The sequence below is a fragment of the Paenibacillus kribbensis genome, from assembly GCF_002240415.1.
In the GTDB taxonomy this organism is placed as follows: Bacteria; Bacillota; Bacilli; order Paenibacillales; family Paenibacillaceae; genus Paenibacillus; species Paenibacillus kribbensis.
Genome location: NZ_CP020028.1, coordinates 3,196,077 through 3,213,025 on the forward strand (window position 1 = coordinate 3,196,077; position 16,949 = coordinate 3,213,025).

12 protein-coding genes are annotated in these 16,949 nt (G+C 48.7%); 1 reads left to right on the forward strand and 11 read right to left on the reverse strand.

All coding sequences use genetic code 11. From position 1 onward, the window contains the following. Window positions 1–10: 10 nt before the first annotated feature. On the forward strand, window positions 11–1,120 hold the full coding sequence (locus B4V02_RS14125) for a CobW family GTP-binding protein (protein WP_094155294.1): 1,110 nt from the start codon (window positions 11–13) through the stop codon (window positions 1,118–1,120). Window positions 1,121–1,321: 201 nt separating this feature from the next. On the opposite strand, the gene B4V02_RS14130 is transcribed toward B4V02_RS14125, so the two are convergent. From B4V02_RS14130 to B4V02_RS14185, 11 genes are all read right to left on the reverse strand, one after another. After that, entirely contained in the window at window positions 1,322–1,567 is a 246-nt protein-coding gene (locus B4V02_RS14130) for a type B 50S ribosomal protein L31 (RefSeq protein WP_043890966.1), read from the reverse strand. A gap of 361 nt (window positions 1,568–1,928) precedes the next feature. After that, window positions 1,929–2,078 carry a 50S ribosomal protein L33 gene (gene rpmG / locus B4V02_RS14140; RefSeq protein WP_007430271.1) on the reverse strand — a complete coding sequence of 50 codons (150 nt, stop codon included), beginning with the start codon at window positions 2,076–2,078 and terminating at the stop codon, window positions 1,929–1,931. Window positions 2,079–2,146: 68 nt separating this feature from the next. Next, on the reverse strand, window positions 2,147–2,716 hold the full coding sequence (locus B4V02_RS14145; protein WP_007430270.1) for a hypothetical protein: 570 nt from the start codon (window positions 2,714–2,716) through the stop codon (window positions 2,147–2,149). 80 nt (window positions 2,717–2,796) lie between these two features. Beyond that, a complete protein-coding gene (locus tag B4V02_RS14150; protein ID WP_094155295.1) occupies window positions 2,797–4,179 on the reverse strand; it encodes an MFS transporter in 1,383 nt (460 codons plus the stop codon). Window positions 4,180–4,244: 65 nt separating this feature from the next. Continuing rightward, window positions 4,245–4,712 (reverse strand): MarR family winged helix-turn-helix transcriptional regulator, encoded by a 468-nt coding sequence (locus B4V02_RS14155; protein ID WP_094155296.1) that lies wholly within the window; start codon window positions 4,710–4,712, stop codon window positions 4,245–4,247. A gap of 179 nt (window positions 4,713–4,891) precedes the next feature. After that, window positions 4,892–7,894 carry a GAP1-N2 domain-containing protein gene (locus B4V02_RS14160; RefSeq protein WP_094155297.1) on the reverse strand — a complete coding sequence of 1,001 codons (3,003 nt, stop codon included), beginning with the start codon at window positions 7,892–7,894 and terminating at the stop codon, window positions 4,892–4,894. Continuing rightward, the gene (locus B4V02_RS14165; RefSeq protein WP_094155298.1) at window positions 7,891–9,156 is read right to left on the reverse strand and encodes a TRAFAC clade GTPase domain-containing protein; all 1,266 of its coding nucleotides are present in this window, start codon (window positions 9,154–9,156) and stop codon (window positions 7,891–7,893) included. Before B4V02_RS14165 ends, B4V02_RS14160 begins: the two co-directional genes overlap by 4 nt. 16 nt (window positions 9,157–9,172) lie before the next feature. Continuing rightward, window positions 9,173–9,826, reverse strand: coding sequence for a beta-mannanase (locus tag B4V02_RS14170; RefSeq protein WP_094155299.1), 654 nt, complete (start codon window positions 9,824–9,826; stop codon window positions 9,173–9,175). Window positions 9,827–9,843: 17 nt separating this feature from the next. Beyond that, complete coding sequence (locus B4V02_RS14175) at window positions 9,844–11,133, reverse strand: vWA domain-containing protein (RefSeq protein WP_094155300.1); 1,290 nt, start codon at window positions 11,131–11,133, stop codon at window positions 9,844–9,846. A 46-nt stretch (window positions 11,134–11,179) separates the two neighbouring features. Next, window positions 11,180–13,546 (reverse strand): transcription initiation factor TFIID, encoded by a 2,367-nt coding sequence (locus B4V02_RS14180; protein WP_094155301.1) that lies wholly within the window; start codon window positions 13,544–13,546, stop codon window positions 11,180–11,182. A 3-nt stretch (window positions 13,547–13,549) separates the two neighbouring features. Beyond that, entirely contained in the window at window positions 13,550–16,939 is a 3,390-nt protein-coding gene (locus tag B4V02_RS14185) for a tubulin-like doman-containing protein (RefSeq protein WP_094155302.1), read from the reverse strand. Window positions 16,940–16,949: the final 10 nt, after the last annotated feature.

Below are 16,949 nucleotides of genomic sequence, written 5' to 3' on the forward strand. Positions count from 1 at the left end.
AGGAGGATACATGATGAACAAGGTTCCAGTGATTTTAATCAGCGGTTTTCTCGGAAGCGGCAAAACGACTCTGCTTCTGCGCCTGCTGGCCCATACCCGTCAAATCCCGCTTCGCGCTGCTGTATTAATGAATGAAATGGGTGAATATGACGTAGACGGTGCCATCATTTCAGAAGAAATGCCTGACGTAACTGTGGAAGGATTGCTGGAGGGCTGTATTTGCTGCAGCAAAAAAAGCGAGCTGGCAGGTGCTCTGCATACCCTCCTCAGTCAGGAGCCGGATTTGATTTTTATGGAAACGACAGGAGTAGCCAACCCTGAGCAAGTACTGGAAGAGCTTCGCTCCCCGCTGCTGGCAAACCGGCTCTATCTCGTTCATAGCATCAGTGTTGTGGACGCAGAGCTTTTTCATGAATACAACAGCCGCTTCACCGCTGACAAGGAGCTGGTTCGAACTCTGCACGGGCAGCTTCGCACCGCAGACTTCATTGTAGTGAACAAGACGGATGCCGCAAGTAGCCGTGAAGTGAAGAAGGTCGTCAAGAGCATTCGCAAGCATAACGATACGGCCAAACTGCAAACGACTGCATATAGCCAGGTTGATCTTGAGCCACTGCTGGAGCCTGTTCTGGCCCGTTTATCCGTCGCTGCCAATCCCGAGCAGGTGCCTCAACCCGCACCAGTACAGGCTCAACCAGCCGATGCAGTCGCAACGTCGATCCCCACTACTGGCAAAGAGATCAGACGACCTGCCAGTATGTTCAGAAGTACGGCATTCAAAGTTATTTCTGCGCACAGCCATAGCTACAGTTACGATCCCAACCAGCCCGATTCGTTTTCCCGTCTGGAGAGCGTGACACTGCATCAATATTCTTCGCAACCATTGGAAAAACAGCGTTTGGAAAACTTTCTGACCGGACTCGGCTCCTCACTGCTTCGGGCGAAAGGCTATTGCGTGCTTCCACAGGAAGGTACAATGCTTTTGCAATTTTCGGGAAACCACTTCGAATGGCAGTCTACGGCCCTTCCGGTAAGTCAGGGATATGTCACGCTTATTGGGGAACAACTGGACAAGACATTTATTGCCGATCAATGGGAGCAGTGCTTCGTTTCGCTTTAACCGACAGATTGAGTTCGAGATAAAAAAGGCTGTTCCTTTGACCTCTACAAGTCATGGAAGAGCCTTTTTCAACAACTATCCTGTACGTGGTATGTACCTCTATTTTAATGAGTTATTTGCAGAGGGTTTTATCTGTAGATAATAAAAAAGCGTTGTTCGCGAATTATTGGCATAATCCACGAACATAACGCTCGACGGGTCTTACTTAAGGTTGTATTTTTTGTTAAAGCGATCCACACGACCACCGATATCCACGTTTCTTTGTTTACCTGTGAAGAACGGGTGAGAAGCGGAACTAGTATCTACACGGATAACCGGGTATGTGTTGCCATCTTCCCATTCCATCGTTTCTTGCGAATGTTTAGTGGAAGCACTCAGGAAAGAGAATCCACAGCTAGGGTCCAAAAAGATAACTTTGTTCAAAGTTGGATGAAGATCTTTTTTCATTTGTTTCACCTAAGCTTTCATGTCATTTTAGTTTCAAACTCAAACATACTGGCGCAATACTCCATCAGTTGGCAAAAGGAACAGTTATTCCCCAGAAAAAAAGACGACAGATCGCAACGGTTGTGCTCAGACCCGTAAACGACAAGCAAACGATGCCACATTTTTCGCATCGCCCATTGTACGAACGCCCCACATCTTTCGTCAGCCTTCATCGTTATATAAGCATATCGTGAATGGTCCTCCGGCTCGTCCCGAATGCTGCCACCAGCACAGGAGAACTCGGCAACCATGCTCTGTCCGTTGGACTAATTCAGGTTTTCGCCGGTTCCATAATACAGGCCGCTATGTAGCCAGCCTCAAATTATCTAGTTTCACGATGGATCGTATACTTTTTCAGACGCGGAGAATATTTTTTCATTTCAAGACGCTCCGGGTGATTTCTTTTGTTCTTGGTTGTTGTATAGTTGCGATCACCGGATTCGGTGCATGCCAAGGTAACAATTACGCGCATTTCTCTTCCTCCTTAACTGGAATACATGGTATACAATTACAATAGTAATTTTTACGATTAGTTTTATTCTATAATTCACGCTGCTCTTTGTCAACCTTAGTATGTCGGCTTATCGCTTCTTCTATCGTATTCCAGCGATTGTGATACTGTGCGAGCTTCGGATGAAGCTCCAATGGTTCACTCGAAAGCACTAATCTGACGTTTCGGACCCATTCCTCAAACGATGCATAGGAAGCGCACAAATTTGCAATTTCAGGACTCATGTACAAAAAAAGCGGAGTCGTATATTTTTCCATCAAAAAACGGATGGCTGCTTCAATCGGCGTATATTTTTTACGCTTACCTTCCCAGCTTTCAATCACAACAGCGCTCAAAGCCTGTTCTCGCTGCCACTCCCCCAGCTCGTCCATCCGCTTGTAATAGGAGCGTATCGGCTGCTTCCACATTCTTCTGGCTGTTTCTTCGTGTAGCGGATACAGCACCAGCTTTGTAAAAGATAATGCTGCCCCCGTTTCCGCAAAAAGCTCCAGCTCTCTCGCTGTAATCTGCTCAAACGTATCATAGTAGACCATGGTCCCTTTATGCGTCTCGATCGGAGGCTCATAGCCATAGGGTACATATTGAAGGTTTCTTGTCATACCGGACACTCCGTCCTTCCATAGATGAACTTTTCCTTCTATATTATACCCTTGTTTTGGCATGAGTTTGCATCAAATGATCATCCTTGTTCGACACTAGGTGTATTACGACGTGAACCCCGCTGGAACTGCAACGCGTAAAGTCCCATCGTCACAAGCGCAATCAGTGCAAGAACCGTAAATATATTGCTAAAATTAAATACCTGCACATTGGAAACGACAGGATTCAAATGAAAAGTAGATGAGCTATCGAGCGTTTTGCCCAAAATGCTGGTGGTCATCGCCCCGGAAATAAAGTTCAGCAGAGACAACAGTCCCATGCCAACCCCTACCTGCTCCCTCGCCAAGGTACGGGAAATCGTGTTGGACATGGCGATTTGCATGAAGGTCTGACCTACATTTCCGAAAATCAGCAAAAATAAAATCAGGTAAGGCGACGCACCTACAAACGTGGACAGGCTAATAAAACAGATAAATATCAGCGTAACCGCCGTGTAGACGAGGAATGAGTTGCCTTTGCTATCCGCCAAACGCCCACCACTTTTGCCGAGCAGTGCCGACGCAATCGCAGCCGGAAACATAATCAGTCCAATCGCGGCCGGCATAAGCTGATTGAGACTGTTCAAAAACTGCGGTGCCAGGTACGGTAGCCCGAAGCTGACCCCTGCCCCTAAAAAGGCGATAAGCAGACCGTAGGAATATTGCTTGTTACGGAACAGCTTCGGCTGGATGAATGGATCATTCGCAGTGTTAATGCGCCATATAAACAAGGCAAATAAAACAACGCCGAGCCCCAAAAATGTCATGTTCGCTTGCGAAATCGAAAGCAATAGGAAGGCTACTGTTCCGCCCAGCAATAATCCCCCAAGAAAATCGAACCTCTGATCCGCTCCACGCTGGTCGTCCAGGTATTTGCGGAAGAACGGCAAGGCGATAAGCGGCAGCATGGAAATAATGAACAAAAAGCGCCAGCTCGCAAAGCCTGTAATCAAACCGGAAATAATCGGAGCCAGTGCAGTACCTAGTGCCAGACCGATTGCCGTGACACCCAAGGCCTGTCCTCTTTTTGCAGCCGAGAAATAGCGGGCAGGCACGATCATAGCCGTTGCCGGAATGACAGCAGCCCCGGCAGCCTGAAGTAAGCGAGCTATAATGAGCATCCAAAATTGATGGGCCAACAGGCCTATTAGTGAGCCTAGCGCAAAAAAGATAATCCCAAACGTAAGCAAATCCTTGAGACGATATTTATCCGCCAGCTTGCCGTAGGTCACCGAGCCAACCGCATATACGATCATATAGCCGGTCAGTAGCCAGCTTACATCGGAAGCGCTAATATGAAATTCCTTGCGAATGACAGGCATAACTACATTAAACATAAAGGCGTTCATCACTGAAAAAACAAGTGTGAAGGCCAGTACACGCATAAGCTTATCCGCATTCGGATAAGTTTGCTCTTGGGTCATATGGTTTCTTCCTCTCCTGTAAAATACCCTCTATGCTGAAAAGACTTAGCTCTCTATAGATCCACTCAAACGCCTGTATTCACAGGACGATAGTCGTGAAGTATTTTTTTTAACAAACCGCGCAGTGTCTCCGATTCATCGACAGATAGTGTTTCGCCTACCGAGCTTTTAATTTGCTCAATGGTGCGTTCCGCTGCCTTGTGAATTTTCAAGCCTTCCTCGGTCAAATATATTTGCTTCATTCGAGCATCCTCCGGGTGGCTTTGACGCACTGCCCAGTTTTTTGCAACCATCCCGTTGACCAGGCTGGTAACACTTGATTTATCAATAAGCAATAGCTTTTCTAAATCGGTGTTGGTCACTCCAGGCGACATCGCCAGTACATAGAGCGTCTGCGATTGCGAGGAGGTCAGACCCAAAGGGCGCAGTGCCGTTTCAATCTCGCGTCGGACAGTGGTAAAGATCCGCTTAATTAAATACATCGTGCTTTCTTCCTCCCAAGGAAGACAAACGGGATACACCTCACTTCCCATCTCATTCCTAACCTCCACATCCGCCAAATTTTAATAGTTTGAATTCCAACTAATTTTAAACAGTCATCTGCCTCGTGTCAATACTTTTCGTAAGGTACTTTATTATTTAAATACATAGCAAAAAGACGAGCCTGTAAGGGAAGCTCATCTTTTTGCTTACACATAAAATATGTGGTTGCTTAATCCGCTGACTTCACTTGAACCAACGGGTATTCTTTGCCATCGACCGTAACTGTGCCAGCATCGTCCAGCTCCAGCCGTTGCCAAATGGTCAGGAGTGTACGATAAGGATACTTTTCCAAATCATACTCCGTTGGCGCGTTAGCGTCTGTGTTGGCTCCATCGCCTGAACCTACCCCCTGGTTAGCCGTTGTTGCTGTAGTACCGGACGTTGTACTTCCTGTGGCTTGATTGGCAGTTGCGCCGTTGCCCACTCCAGGAGTTGTCGAGTCACTACCTGCGGATTCTCCAGCCGGTGTCGTGCTTCCAACGGTACTGCCGGTTTTCGCGTCACCCGACTGTCCTTTGCCGGTTTTATCGATTGCGGCCTTGTCGTTTTGCTCAGCAAGCGTAAAATTTTCGTATGAATGCTCCTGTTGATCCGCGCCGACAAGAACGAGCTTCTCAGGCTTAAACGCCGCCTGCTCCGCCGATGTTTGAAACGCAAACAACAGCTTGACCATTTTCGTAGTCGACTTGGTGTTAGGTATATGGGTCACTATCATCGTCGGTTCCTCTTTTACAGGCACTGTAGGCTCTGCTACAGGCTGCTGCACAGGCTTAGGAGCCGCAGCAGGCGCAGTTGAATCACCAGATCCGATCACCCCGGCAGCTTTCAAGCCGCCCAGCGTACCTGCAATGACAATCAGCACGATCCCCGAAATGATGCCGCCTTTGCGAAAGCGGCGCAGCGTTTTGACCAAAGACGTATCCGTCTCGCGCTTCGCTGTCAGATAGAAATTTTTGAAGACCGGATTTGCAGGTTCAAAATATTGACGCCACAGTGCTTTTTTATGCAGCCCCTCGCGCCCTTCCTTTTGGAAAAACAACAGCAGCGCCCGTCGGTAGGCCGGTTCAAAACCACCCCGTGGTGTAGCAAATTCAGTCTGTCCCTCGGACCAGCGGATAAAGCGGTACATCGTATCGTTATCCTTCGCCCATTTGCGGACAGAGCTAACCAGGCGGGCAAAGTCCAATATGCCTTCGCCCGGACCGTCAGAGCGGTAGAATGCGGGCAGCAGGCGGGCAAAATGGCCTTCCGTTAGCTGCTGGGGCAGCCATCCGTAAGCCCAGTCCTGCACCTTCTCTATTTCGCCCGGCTCCAGGCCGTCCAGCACCGACGGTTCCGGGTCCTCCGTGCTAAACCAATCATAAGCCGCGATCAAGCGCACTGCTTGTCCCTTGAGAGGAGCGGGCAGCTTGCCCACCCACTGTACCAAGTCAGGCCGCGTGAAGAACGGAATTTGTACGAGCTGATCAGGTGATATTTCTTTTAGCTCTACTTCGGTAAGCAAATACCGATCCGACGCCTCCTGCAAGCGCTCTGTCAATCCGGATTGCTCCAACGGGGAAAGCTTCCCGCCCGTTGAACTGCTATCCCATTGACGCAAGCGTTGATGAATGGCAGCCACAGTCTCTACCGGCTTTCTTTCGGCACGCAGTCTGCCCATCAATGCAGATTCAGCCAAAAGCTGAAAATCGGCATTCGCTGATACCTCGATATATCGACTGCCCCATTCATGCACGACTGCCAGCAGGCCCTTTACATCCGTTGTTCTTTTCATCTGACTGTCCATGTAGGGAATGAACAGCATTTTGGTAAGCGCCGGATTCCCCAGCACCTTTGTAAAATACGCCTTGCCTAATGACGGATTCTCTTCAATTGTATGATAGATATACGTCACAGCTTCCGTATTTCTGGCGGTATAAGCGTTATTCAGCGAGCGGATTAAATATTCCACCAGTCGATTTTCACTGGTGCGAGCATGAACTTTATAATAGTCCTTAAAGCAATCGACCAGCCCCGCCTCTGGAATATATCCATCCTTCACCCGGTCAAATTCGTGATCAAAAAATGACAAAAACAAGTCATTCAACTGCATTTTACGTGACAACGCATCAGGTGACGATAAATAATCAGTCAGGCTTCGCAGCACAGCAACTCGTCGTTCGTTGTATAATGCGCGCTCCCCCTGCTCAATTCTGTACAGTGTAATAAGCTCATGATAGCTAGCTAGCGTCAGATTACGCCCTGCCTCCATGCCTGTCAGCATTTGCTCGGCAAATTTGAAAAAATCGTCCGGCGTCCCGCCACCAAGCAGCGTACGGACAATCCAGTCAAAATAAGGCTGTCTCACCTGCTCCGCATCCACATTAAGGATTCGACTATTGGCCGACAGGTCAAATACAAAATCCTTATCCACGTTCCGATCACCAGGCCGGATACTGAAAGGCTCCACGAACATCAAGTGAATACCTTTTCTGCTGTTCGGCTCCAGCGCATATGTAAGAAATCCGATCCTGTTACGATATGCATAAGGCAATGCCGCGTATAATACACCGAGCAGCAGCTTGGCTGAAGATGCCACCTCTTCTGCAGGAACATTCAGCGCAACATATACTTTTTTGCGGCCTGTGGCCGACATCATAACAGCGTATAGAAGCTGCTTGAACACTTCTTCGCTGAGCTTTAATTGAGTCAGCACCGCTGACGGATCAACAGACGGAAATACGCTTCCACCCGGCAGTCGCTCCAATTCCGGCAGCTCCGTTCCCTGCTCAATATCATAGGCATCAACAAAGGATGTGTTCAGCCACTGCTTGTAATCAGACGGAGATTCACCATGTCCGGGCGGAATCACATAGTTATGCGTGAAAAAAGCGCTTCGCAGCCCGGTAAAATCCGTTGCTTTATAGATACTCCGTCCCAGGACCACATCCCCGGACTCGGTCCGCACCAGATGTATGGCTTCAGGATAGACGCTCTCTTGCTTCTCGCCACGGGCTGTTAAGGCAGCAGGAGCATCATATACGCATAAAGGATGCAGTACCTTTTTTATAAAAGAAGCATCCAGCCCTTTGGAATTAGCCACCGTATCGAAACCTTCCGTGGAGCGGAAAATTCCACGCCGTTCCCGTGTGTACATCTGCTGCTGTATCAAATGAGAGGTTGAATGACTCACTGTGATTCTCTCCCCTCAATGTACTGCAACTTATAGAGCAGCCAGATGAATGGCTCATCCACCCGGATCGGACTGACCAGCCCTTGCAGCTTTTGTTCGACCGGATTGCTACCCAGAGCGGAAACCGCGAAATAAGCCGTATCTGTAAAATACACATCCATCGTGCCCTTGAACGGCTTATCCACCTTCTCGATAAAGCGCCGGACTTCGCCATCAATGTTCGCGAACTCATCCAGATCCATATACTTGCGGTGCTCCATCGGATTAAAAATGTTGCTGTTCGTCTTGATGTAGGTGCCTTCCTCATCTGCCAATGCAGTCAACATGTCACTTTTGGTCAGGACGACTGCGGTCGGAATGTCCGTTTTTCCCTTATCCTGATATGCGATAAAATCACCGAACATCGTCAGTACGACATCACGCGGTTCATCATATTGCGAAACCCATTCGCCCGGCTTGTCGCCAAGGTTGATCTTAATACGCTCCCGAATCGAGCGAATTTGCAGCGGATCGACCATAAACAGAATACCCGCCGAATTCTTAATATGCTGTCCATGCAGCCCCAGATAGTCCTGATCGACCATCCCCTCGCCGGCAACATCAAAAAATACCAGCGTCAGCGGCGGCTTTTCCTCATCTTTAAATACAAACTGGAAAATAAAAGGCTCCTGCATCTTTTCTTTTTGTGTGGATGTCAGCAGGTCGCCTCGCTCAAACAACGGTTCCTCATACATGCTGCGGAATTTACGGCTGATCTCTGCATTGAGCGGCATGCAAGCCGCATCAAAATGATCTGCCGTTACATGCTGCAGCGTGTGAATCAGGGAAGTCATATAAACTGATTTTCCTGCCTGCGAAGCCCCGATAATCGAAATGATATTGCTCGGCACCTTACCTGCAGTCACCGGCAGTTCGTTGTGGCAGTGCGGACACAATCGGTGACGCGTCAGCTCACCATAACGATCCGTCAGACCTGTCAGTACATGATCCGAATATAATCTGTGCTCTTCCGGAACATCGTGGGGATGAAGAATCGCCTCCATATCATGCACGCTATCCAAACCAAAGCGTTCCCGATATTTGTTCAACAGCTCATCTTCACCCAAAGCGTAATCCTCGTCATCTTCGCGGTGGTGGGAAGCACGGAATACCACTTCTTCCGGGGAAAATTTACTAAAGCAATACGGGCACACAATATCATAAAATAATGGCCTTGGCGCTGCCTGCGGCTTTCTTCTGAATAAATTGCTAAGAAAACTCATGGGTTGCGGCCTCCTTTCATTCAGGAACTAATTCATATATCGTGCCATATTTCTGACCGTCCGTAAAAAATAACCGCACATATTCATCTCCGCCCACTTCAATTGTGGGCAACACATTCCGTCCCGCGGCAAAGGGTGCCGTGAACGGGTACAAGGTTCCATCCTCACGGTCGGCCGGGTAACCTCCACGTTTCTTCACGTAGCAAAGTGCCTCCTGCGGAACAGGAACCTCAGCTCTCACCTGAATCTGAACTGTTTTGCGGCTGCGAAACCAGCCTTTTTTATGTTGAACTGCATATCTGATTTTAGCTCTACCTGTACTCAGCTCCAGTTGGTTGGCTCGGTCTTGTTGACAAATCACAAGAGTGTCGCCATCCTCACGCACAGCCGGATACACGGTATAGCGCACGCGTCCAAACCCTTCAATCCGGTCACGGTAGCTGCCTGCTGCCTTATATTCCTCACGCGTAAATAGCTTTAGGCTTGAAAAAGGCGGTAAACCTCTACCCTCATTCTGCTCTCCGGCACTCGGATCAGATGATTCCTTCGCAATATATACCACGGCCGCGCCTTCAGGCCACTGCCAGCGAAGCACAACCCGGTTGTCGTCGATTTTATAGCTCAGCTCCGAAATGACAGGATCACCGGGCTGTGCATCCCTATACTGCATAAATTTCAGCCCCCGTTCTAAAATCCACTGCTGCGTCGATTGCGCTGCGGGCCTTCCGGTGCACCCCTTCGTCGACCTGACGGCCCACCCGGGCTTCCTCCACCAGAAGAACGACGCGTATTTTCCCCAATCGGAAGAACAAGCGAAAAGACAGCAATGAGCGCCGCCAGTACGAGCGCTGCCACCAAACGAATCATCAGATCACCGATCGACGAGCCCGACAGCCCCTTTTCCAAAATGAAACCGGCAAGCAATCCGGCAGGGACTCCGCCAATCGCAAAATTCCGTGCCAGAAAGCGATTATCGAACATCAGTCCAAGAGCCAATCCCAGCAGTGCTCCGATAATGACCAGAGCCGTTACGCGATAAATGGCAAAATACAGACTGTCCGCATATTCACCTGTCCGCTCCGTTACTAGTGTACGATCACCAATTTTATCATAAATTTTACCAAACGCTTGAGCAAGACCCTGAGCGTTGGCTACATTCGAATAAGTTCCACCTGTCAGACTGGCGATATTTTGCAATAATGCTATCCCTTTCGATTCAGCCAGCTTGAGTCCGATGGTATTAATCGGAATCTGGCGGGCGATAAAAGGAGCTAATGCTGTCTGGGTATCCAGCTCGCTAAAGCCGTCAGACAGCATAATAACGAGCGAACCTTTATTGGCATTGCCCTGGTTTTCAATCTCCTTGATCGTCTCGTCCAATGCAAGTCTAATTTCTGTGCTGGCGGACTTTATGGTATGCATACTATCAATTTTGGCATAAACCGCCTGCTTCTCTGCCTCCGTCCCAATTGGAGTAAACGGCTGAACCAATTGCGCAGTAGATTCAAAGGAAACAATGGCTACCCGTTTGTCTCCATCCATTTGTCCAATCAGGCTCTTGGCAGCCGACAGCCGTTCATTACCAGGATCTGTATCCTGCATACTCCCGGAATTATCAATCACAAGCACAAGGTCCTGGACACTTTTGCGACCTTCCGGGTTTACCTGATAGCCCAGCTCCAGCAGCAGGCCTGCCACGAACAGCATCACCAGTGTAGCAGGCACCAGCAGCTTCCAGGACAGTCCTGAGTAGCGTTGTCGCCACGAATGGCCGTTTAATTGTGGTGAAATCCATTCGCCGATAAGACATCCCAGACCAATGCATAGCGCCAAGATGCCAAAATACAGCCCAATCACAATAATATGCGGCCAGTGTCCTATCCATTTGTGAAGAATAATCTCTCCTACAATGAAGCCCACTACAGCGCCCAGCAAGCCGAACAGCAGCAGGAGAACATTAAATTTACGCTGCTTCATAAGAATCGTTGCTTCCTTCCATCATTAAAGTAGGATTAACAAGTGGCTACCGCAATTCCGGCAACCGATCCGCGGCGATTCCGTGAAACTCAAAACCGTTCGCGGTATATGTCTCATAATACGTCTTGCCGTTGCGATACACCATCAGATCCTCCAGATGGAAGCCGCCCATCAAATGCAGCTTTTCCACCCCGCTGCTGCGACGTTCATGCACAAACCCCAGCTTGTAAATACGCGAGGTAATGTCCACATCCATCGCATAAGGAAGAAATTCGCCTTCATAGTCGCCAAAGAAATACTTTTCTTCATACCGATGCTCATGGGTATAATCCAGCAAGCGCACGTTAATTCCGCCATGCTCCTCTAATGTTTGGTACAGCTTTTTAAACAGCTCATCCTTTGGAACGACCAGCCGATTTTCATATGCAGCGGCTACATTGGCACGCCGTAGCAACTCCTCTTCGAATGTCTGATTAAACGGCTGTGAGCTGAGAATCATGGTACGGCAGGTCTGTGTAAGTCGATCCACCAGTAGGGACAGACCTCCGTCCAGCAATCCGGACACAGGCCCCATATGACGGGTATCAAAGAATACAGATTTCCCCCGTTTGGTTTCCAGCTCGTGCATGACATCCTCTGTTACCCGCTCGTAATACTCGAACAGGTTTTGACCCGTGTAGCTGTCAGCCTGGCGAATACTGTCCGCTGCGGCTTGATGCAGTTCACGCTCCAGGCTGGCAAGCTGTACCGTAATATGCTTTGCCTGTGCATGCCATTTTTCAAGCGCCAGCTCATAGTGGCGCAATAGCTCCAAATCCGCTTGAATCCGCAGCATATGCAGCTTATGCCCGTAGACTGTCTCCGTCAGATACCGGATCAGGCTGCGCACATTATGCTTATCCATGAGCGGCAGCCGTTGAAAGGGCTGATCCTCCACTCGGCCGCTATAGAGGGTATCCAGCTCAGCAGCACTAACCTGCAAATCATTGGACGTATCACGAATCATTCCCCGAATAGCCGTAAGCACATTTCCCGGTTTATTTTCATCTGTCCAGTCTGCCAGCTCGAATAGGCCGATTTCGGGATGCTCCTTGGCAGCTGTGTTCACAGCTGTCTGCAAACGTAATTCCGCCTGAAAATCGCCCAGCCGTTTGTGTACGATCCGTTCACAGTTATCGCGGAAAAAGGTTTCGCAGCCTTGACCAAACAAGGCTTCCTCTGCCTCACGTAATGACATCCGCTTCAACGAGCCATAACTGGCTCCACTCGTCATCAGCGCACCCATGTCTGTAATCGCATCATTCCCAGGCACAAGATCATTTCGCGTACGCCCGCGCTCGGCAGCATCCAAGCCAAAATAAGTCAGCTTATCGCGTACGTCCCATTCCCTCTCCGTTCTCATACGTGTCAGCAGCTTCACATAAAAGTGATACAGTACCGTAAGCGCGATCGACTGGTTGGGGCGCTTGACCCGGGAAAATCCGGCCGACACATAGCCCTGCCGCCCGGATTCCGTCATAATATTGTTCTTAAACGATGTATTGTTGTAGCCCCCATCCTGTGACCGATAGGAATCTCCTGCCTGATAACGGTTTTTGAGGAGCTGAATGTGACAAATGATGTCGCAGCTCTCGCGCAGGCTATTAGGCACCGTTATGCCGCGCTCGTTCTTGTCGGACAGCACATAAACAAGATCAAACAACGGCGATGGAGCATGGAATACCGGGATGGTCAATTTGTCCTCGGTCATATGGAGCGGCGCCGTAAACGTATACTCCGGGCTCTGGATATAGTCCAGTTCCCGCATAAAAGCAACGGACGTTGCACTACGGTAGCCGAATTGGGCAGCCTGATCGCCTTCACTCACCAGCACATACAAATCCATCTGTACGGACTTGAAGGACTGCGCAAAAATATATTCCGCCAACAGCGTAATCTCGGGAACCAATACATTCATCGGATCATCGGCTGTCGTCAAGATCGACAAATGGACACGCTCGAACGAGGAATACAACCGGCCGTAATCCGCCAAGTGCCCACTTGCACGGCGCAATGCGGTGTTAAGTTCAATCAACTGCGATTCATGTGTATAAAAAGCCTGATGCAAATCACGGCGTATCGTTTGGTGGCTGCTATCCTCCGGTACGGCTACCGTATGCAGGATAGTATCTACAGAACGGTTTACACCCGTCTGCTCATCCTGTGAGCGAATCTGAATATAGGTTACCCCTGTGCTGTTATCCCACTTGGTCCGGTTGATATCTGCAATGGTGTTTATCACCGATCCCATACCGTCACCGATAAAAAGAAACACGGACGGGAAATGGATGCTGCTGCGTCCATCCCCGCTTCCGATTAATTGGTCCTCTGCGGCTGCATAGTCAGCCGCATAACGCAACAGCTGCTCTCTCATACTTTACTTCAACTTTCTGCGAATGTCGTTTAATTTACCGGCCATTTGAGCATAAAACGCATAAAGCTCAGCTCCATTAGCCAGCTCCACCTTTTCATACTCCAATTGATTACGGGCTTCTGTAAAGGTCGCAGCGAGTCCATCCAGCTTTGTCAGCAATGGTGTAATATCCTCCGACGAAGTCAACACAGCATCACGGCGATCCGCTTTACGCATCAGGGCTGCAAGTTTCTTCTCTTCCAGACCACGGAAGTTTGTAAACACTTCAAACTCCACATAATTACGACTCTTCATAACGTTGGCGAACGGCTCCCAAGCCTCTTCCTCTTCGTCACGATCATAGACGTACAAAGCGCCTTTCTTCGAAATCGTGTCGGTATAGAGGACCTGGATGAATTGATCCAGCCATTTTTCCTCATCCTGATATTTGCCCAGCAAAGCCTCCAATTCCGCAGCCTTTGCTTCGATTTCAGTATATTTCGCCAGTTCTTCACGAACCACCTGCGTAAGCTCCGGTGAACGGATCAGGTTTTCCTTGGCCATGTCTTCATTGATGCTGCCAAAGATGTCTTTGCTTCCCGTCTGATCCAATCCTTCAGCCAGTAGACGTTTCAGCTCAGACCATGCTCTCTTCACCTCACCCAGATTTGGCTTGGATTCCTGCAAACGCATATCGTAGCCTGCCAACAGCGCATTCAGATCCAGCGCACGTGAACGCAGCACGGTAAAGCGGCTGCTCGTATTCTGATCGACATCCTTCTCACGGATAACACCAAGTGACTTCGCATGGTCGAAGTCATTTCGGATACGGGCATTGTAAGCCTGCACACGCGGATTGACATAGGTTTCGCCCCATGATTTTTCAGGAATTGGCGAAGGCAGATTGGTCCAGTTATTCTGACCTGTCTGTACCAAATGGCGGCCAATACCTTCGCGGTCAAGAATCGTTTTTTCATAGCTTTCTTCATACACTTTGAGTGGCGTATATACAAACAGCGGGACGCCATTGCGCGTATTGAGCCAGAAAATACGGTTACGGACTTCACTCTCTTTAATCGTAAAGTGCGATTTGCCAATCGCATTATTTTGATAATTGCGAACACCCTTCAAAATGTTAGGTGACTGCACAGGTACCGATACAAATCCCCATGACGGGAAGTACAAATTACCAGAGCTGTTGCTCAGATGGAAGACAGGTACAGCCTCCTCATCCAGCTTGCTCGCAATGTAGCGCTCCACGAATTTTTCAATTGCTTCATCCTGCCCGTATTTCATGACCAGGAAATCCTCCATGGAACGGGTAATGAGATCACCGAACTTTTCGGTCAAGAAATTGGAGATGGAGCTGATGATGTCCATATCCTGATCTTTCACCCATTGATCTGAATTTTCCAGCAATTCCTGGGCAAAATCACGAATCAAATCATCACCGTTACGCTTATCCAGCAGCTTGGTCACGACTTCGGAAATATCCGGGACGCTTACCAGATTCCAATAGTACGTTTTGTTGCCTTTATGATCGGACTGTTCCTCGCCATTGATCAGCAAATCGCCATTCTTTTCGAAAATGGCACTCAGTGCGTTCAAAATTTCAGTAAATACATTATAAATGCGGTTGTTTTCCTTATTTAGCAAGTCATACAGGTCTTCATAAAATTCAATAAGCTGCTCTGTACGCTCCACATCGGCCCGAAGCCAATATTCATTGATTTTTGCTTCAATATATGCATTTTTCTTTTTATCCTTGGACACAAACGCGCTCTTGGCATCGCCCAGCTTCTCATTCGCCTGCTCCCGCGCCCATTCAATATCCGTAGGAATACGGTGCAGGGATTCTCTCAACACCTCAATATAAGAAAGCAGCATTTTCAGCAAGCTGAATCCTTTTTCCGTATAAATCATACGGGATACATAGAACGGTCCTTGCTCGGGATGCAGGAACATCCGGCGGATCTGATCTGTAAACTGCCCCGTAATCTCGCCTGGAAGCTGTTTCTTTGCTTTGATATATTCTTCACGGGCACGTGTCAGGAACGTCTGCTCCAGCTCAGTGTCCATATTGACAACTTGCATTTTCACAACATTGCTATAGCTGAGTCGTTCACTATTTTCAAATCCCGGCAGTGGCTCTGGTACACGTGATTCAAAGTTTTTGATCATGCTGTCCAGATCCACGCCGAGCTTGCGGGCAAACTTCTCTACGTCCTCCTGATTCGGCGCCTGCTCGAACATTTTGGACATTTTACCAAACATCCGGTAAGCCAGATACGTGGTCATTTCCTCCATCGGCAGCACTGCCGAGGAAGCCCCGATAATATTGTAATCGTAGTTTGCCGGGTAGGTCTTATTCATTTGTGCAATGTTCGTACGAATGTTGCTGATATAGTCATGGATGGCGAACTCTTCGCCCGACTGTTTTTCCTCACTCGCCATAAAGTTGGTGATGTTCTCGGCGGTGACATTCATGCAATAATCATAAGCATTTTCCAGCAGCTTGCCTTCCGTATTCGTGGCCGAAATAAGGTGACACAGATTAAACGGCGGCAACGGCGAGTTTACGGTCAAAATGTTACCGTACTGCTGCTTAAAGCGTTCACCGCGACTATCCACATTCATCCAGTAGTCCAGCTCTTTTAGTGCGGCATAGCCGTTCTTTTTTATATATTCACGTGTATGCTCGCTCAGGCTCTTGTTGGCCAGGTTAATATCCGGTGTAAACAGATAACCTAATGTATTCACACGGTCTACACCTGCGGAGCCGTAGTCACGTTCAATAATTCCCCGGACGATATAGGAGATATCGAGGAAGGTGCCGCTTCCTGTACCGCCGGACAAACCGGACAGCAGGAACACCATCAGCTTCTTGTTGGTGCCTTCCGACAGGGTTTTGATTTTTTTGTCAATGCTTTGTACGACCTGATTGATTTTGGTGAACAGCAGCAGGCGTCCAGCCTGACGTACCCCTGCGGCTCCGTTCATTCCATCCGTAATGCTCAGTTCGGGAGACAGCCAGTCAGTAATGTACGGCTCCAGAATGCTGCGATTTTGCAGCAATCCGCCGATTTCAGCATTGGACAGCAGTACAAACTCATTGATCGGGTCCAGCCCAATGCCCTTGTATTTTTTGTTGCGATCCTGCTCATTCGTTTCAAAAGCGAGAAATTCCACATTGTCCGGCTTTTCGCTCTTTTTCTTGGAAATTGGATCTGCCGGCAGCTTGAATCTGCGGTTAATTTGATATTTCAAGCGAAGGAGGGCATCGATCCCCGTACCTCCAAGTCCGATAATTAATATAGGATTATCAATGGTATCTACTCTGATCTTGTCGCTTACGATTCCCCCACCGAGTGATACGTCTAATTGTTGAATATGCTCTCTAACTACGGGTTTCATAGATTTGACC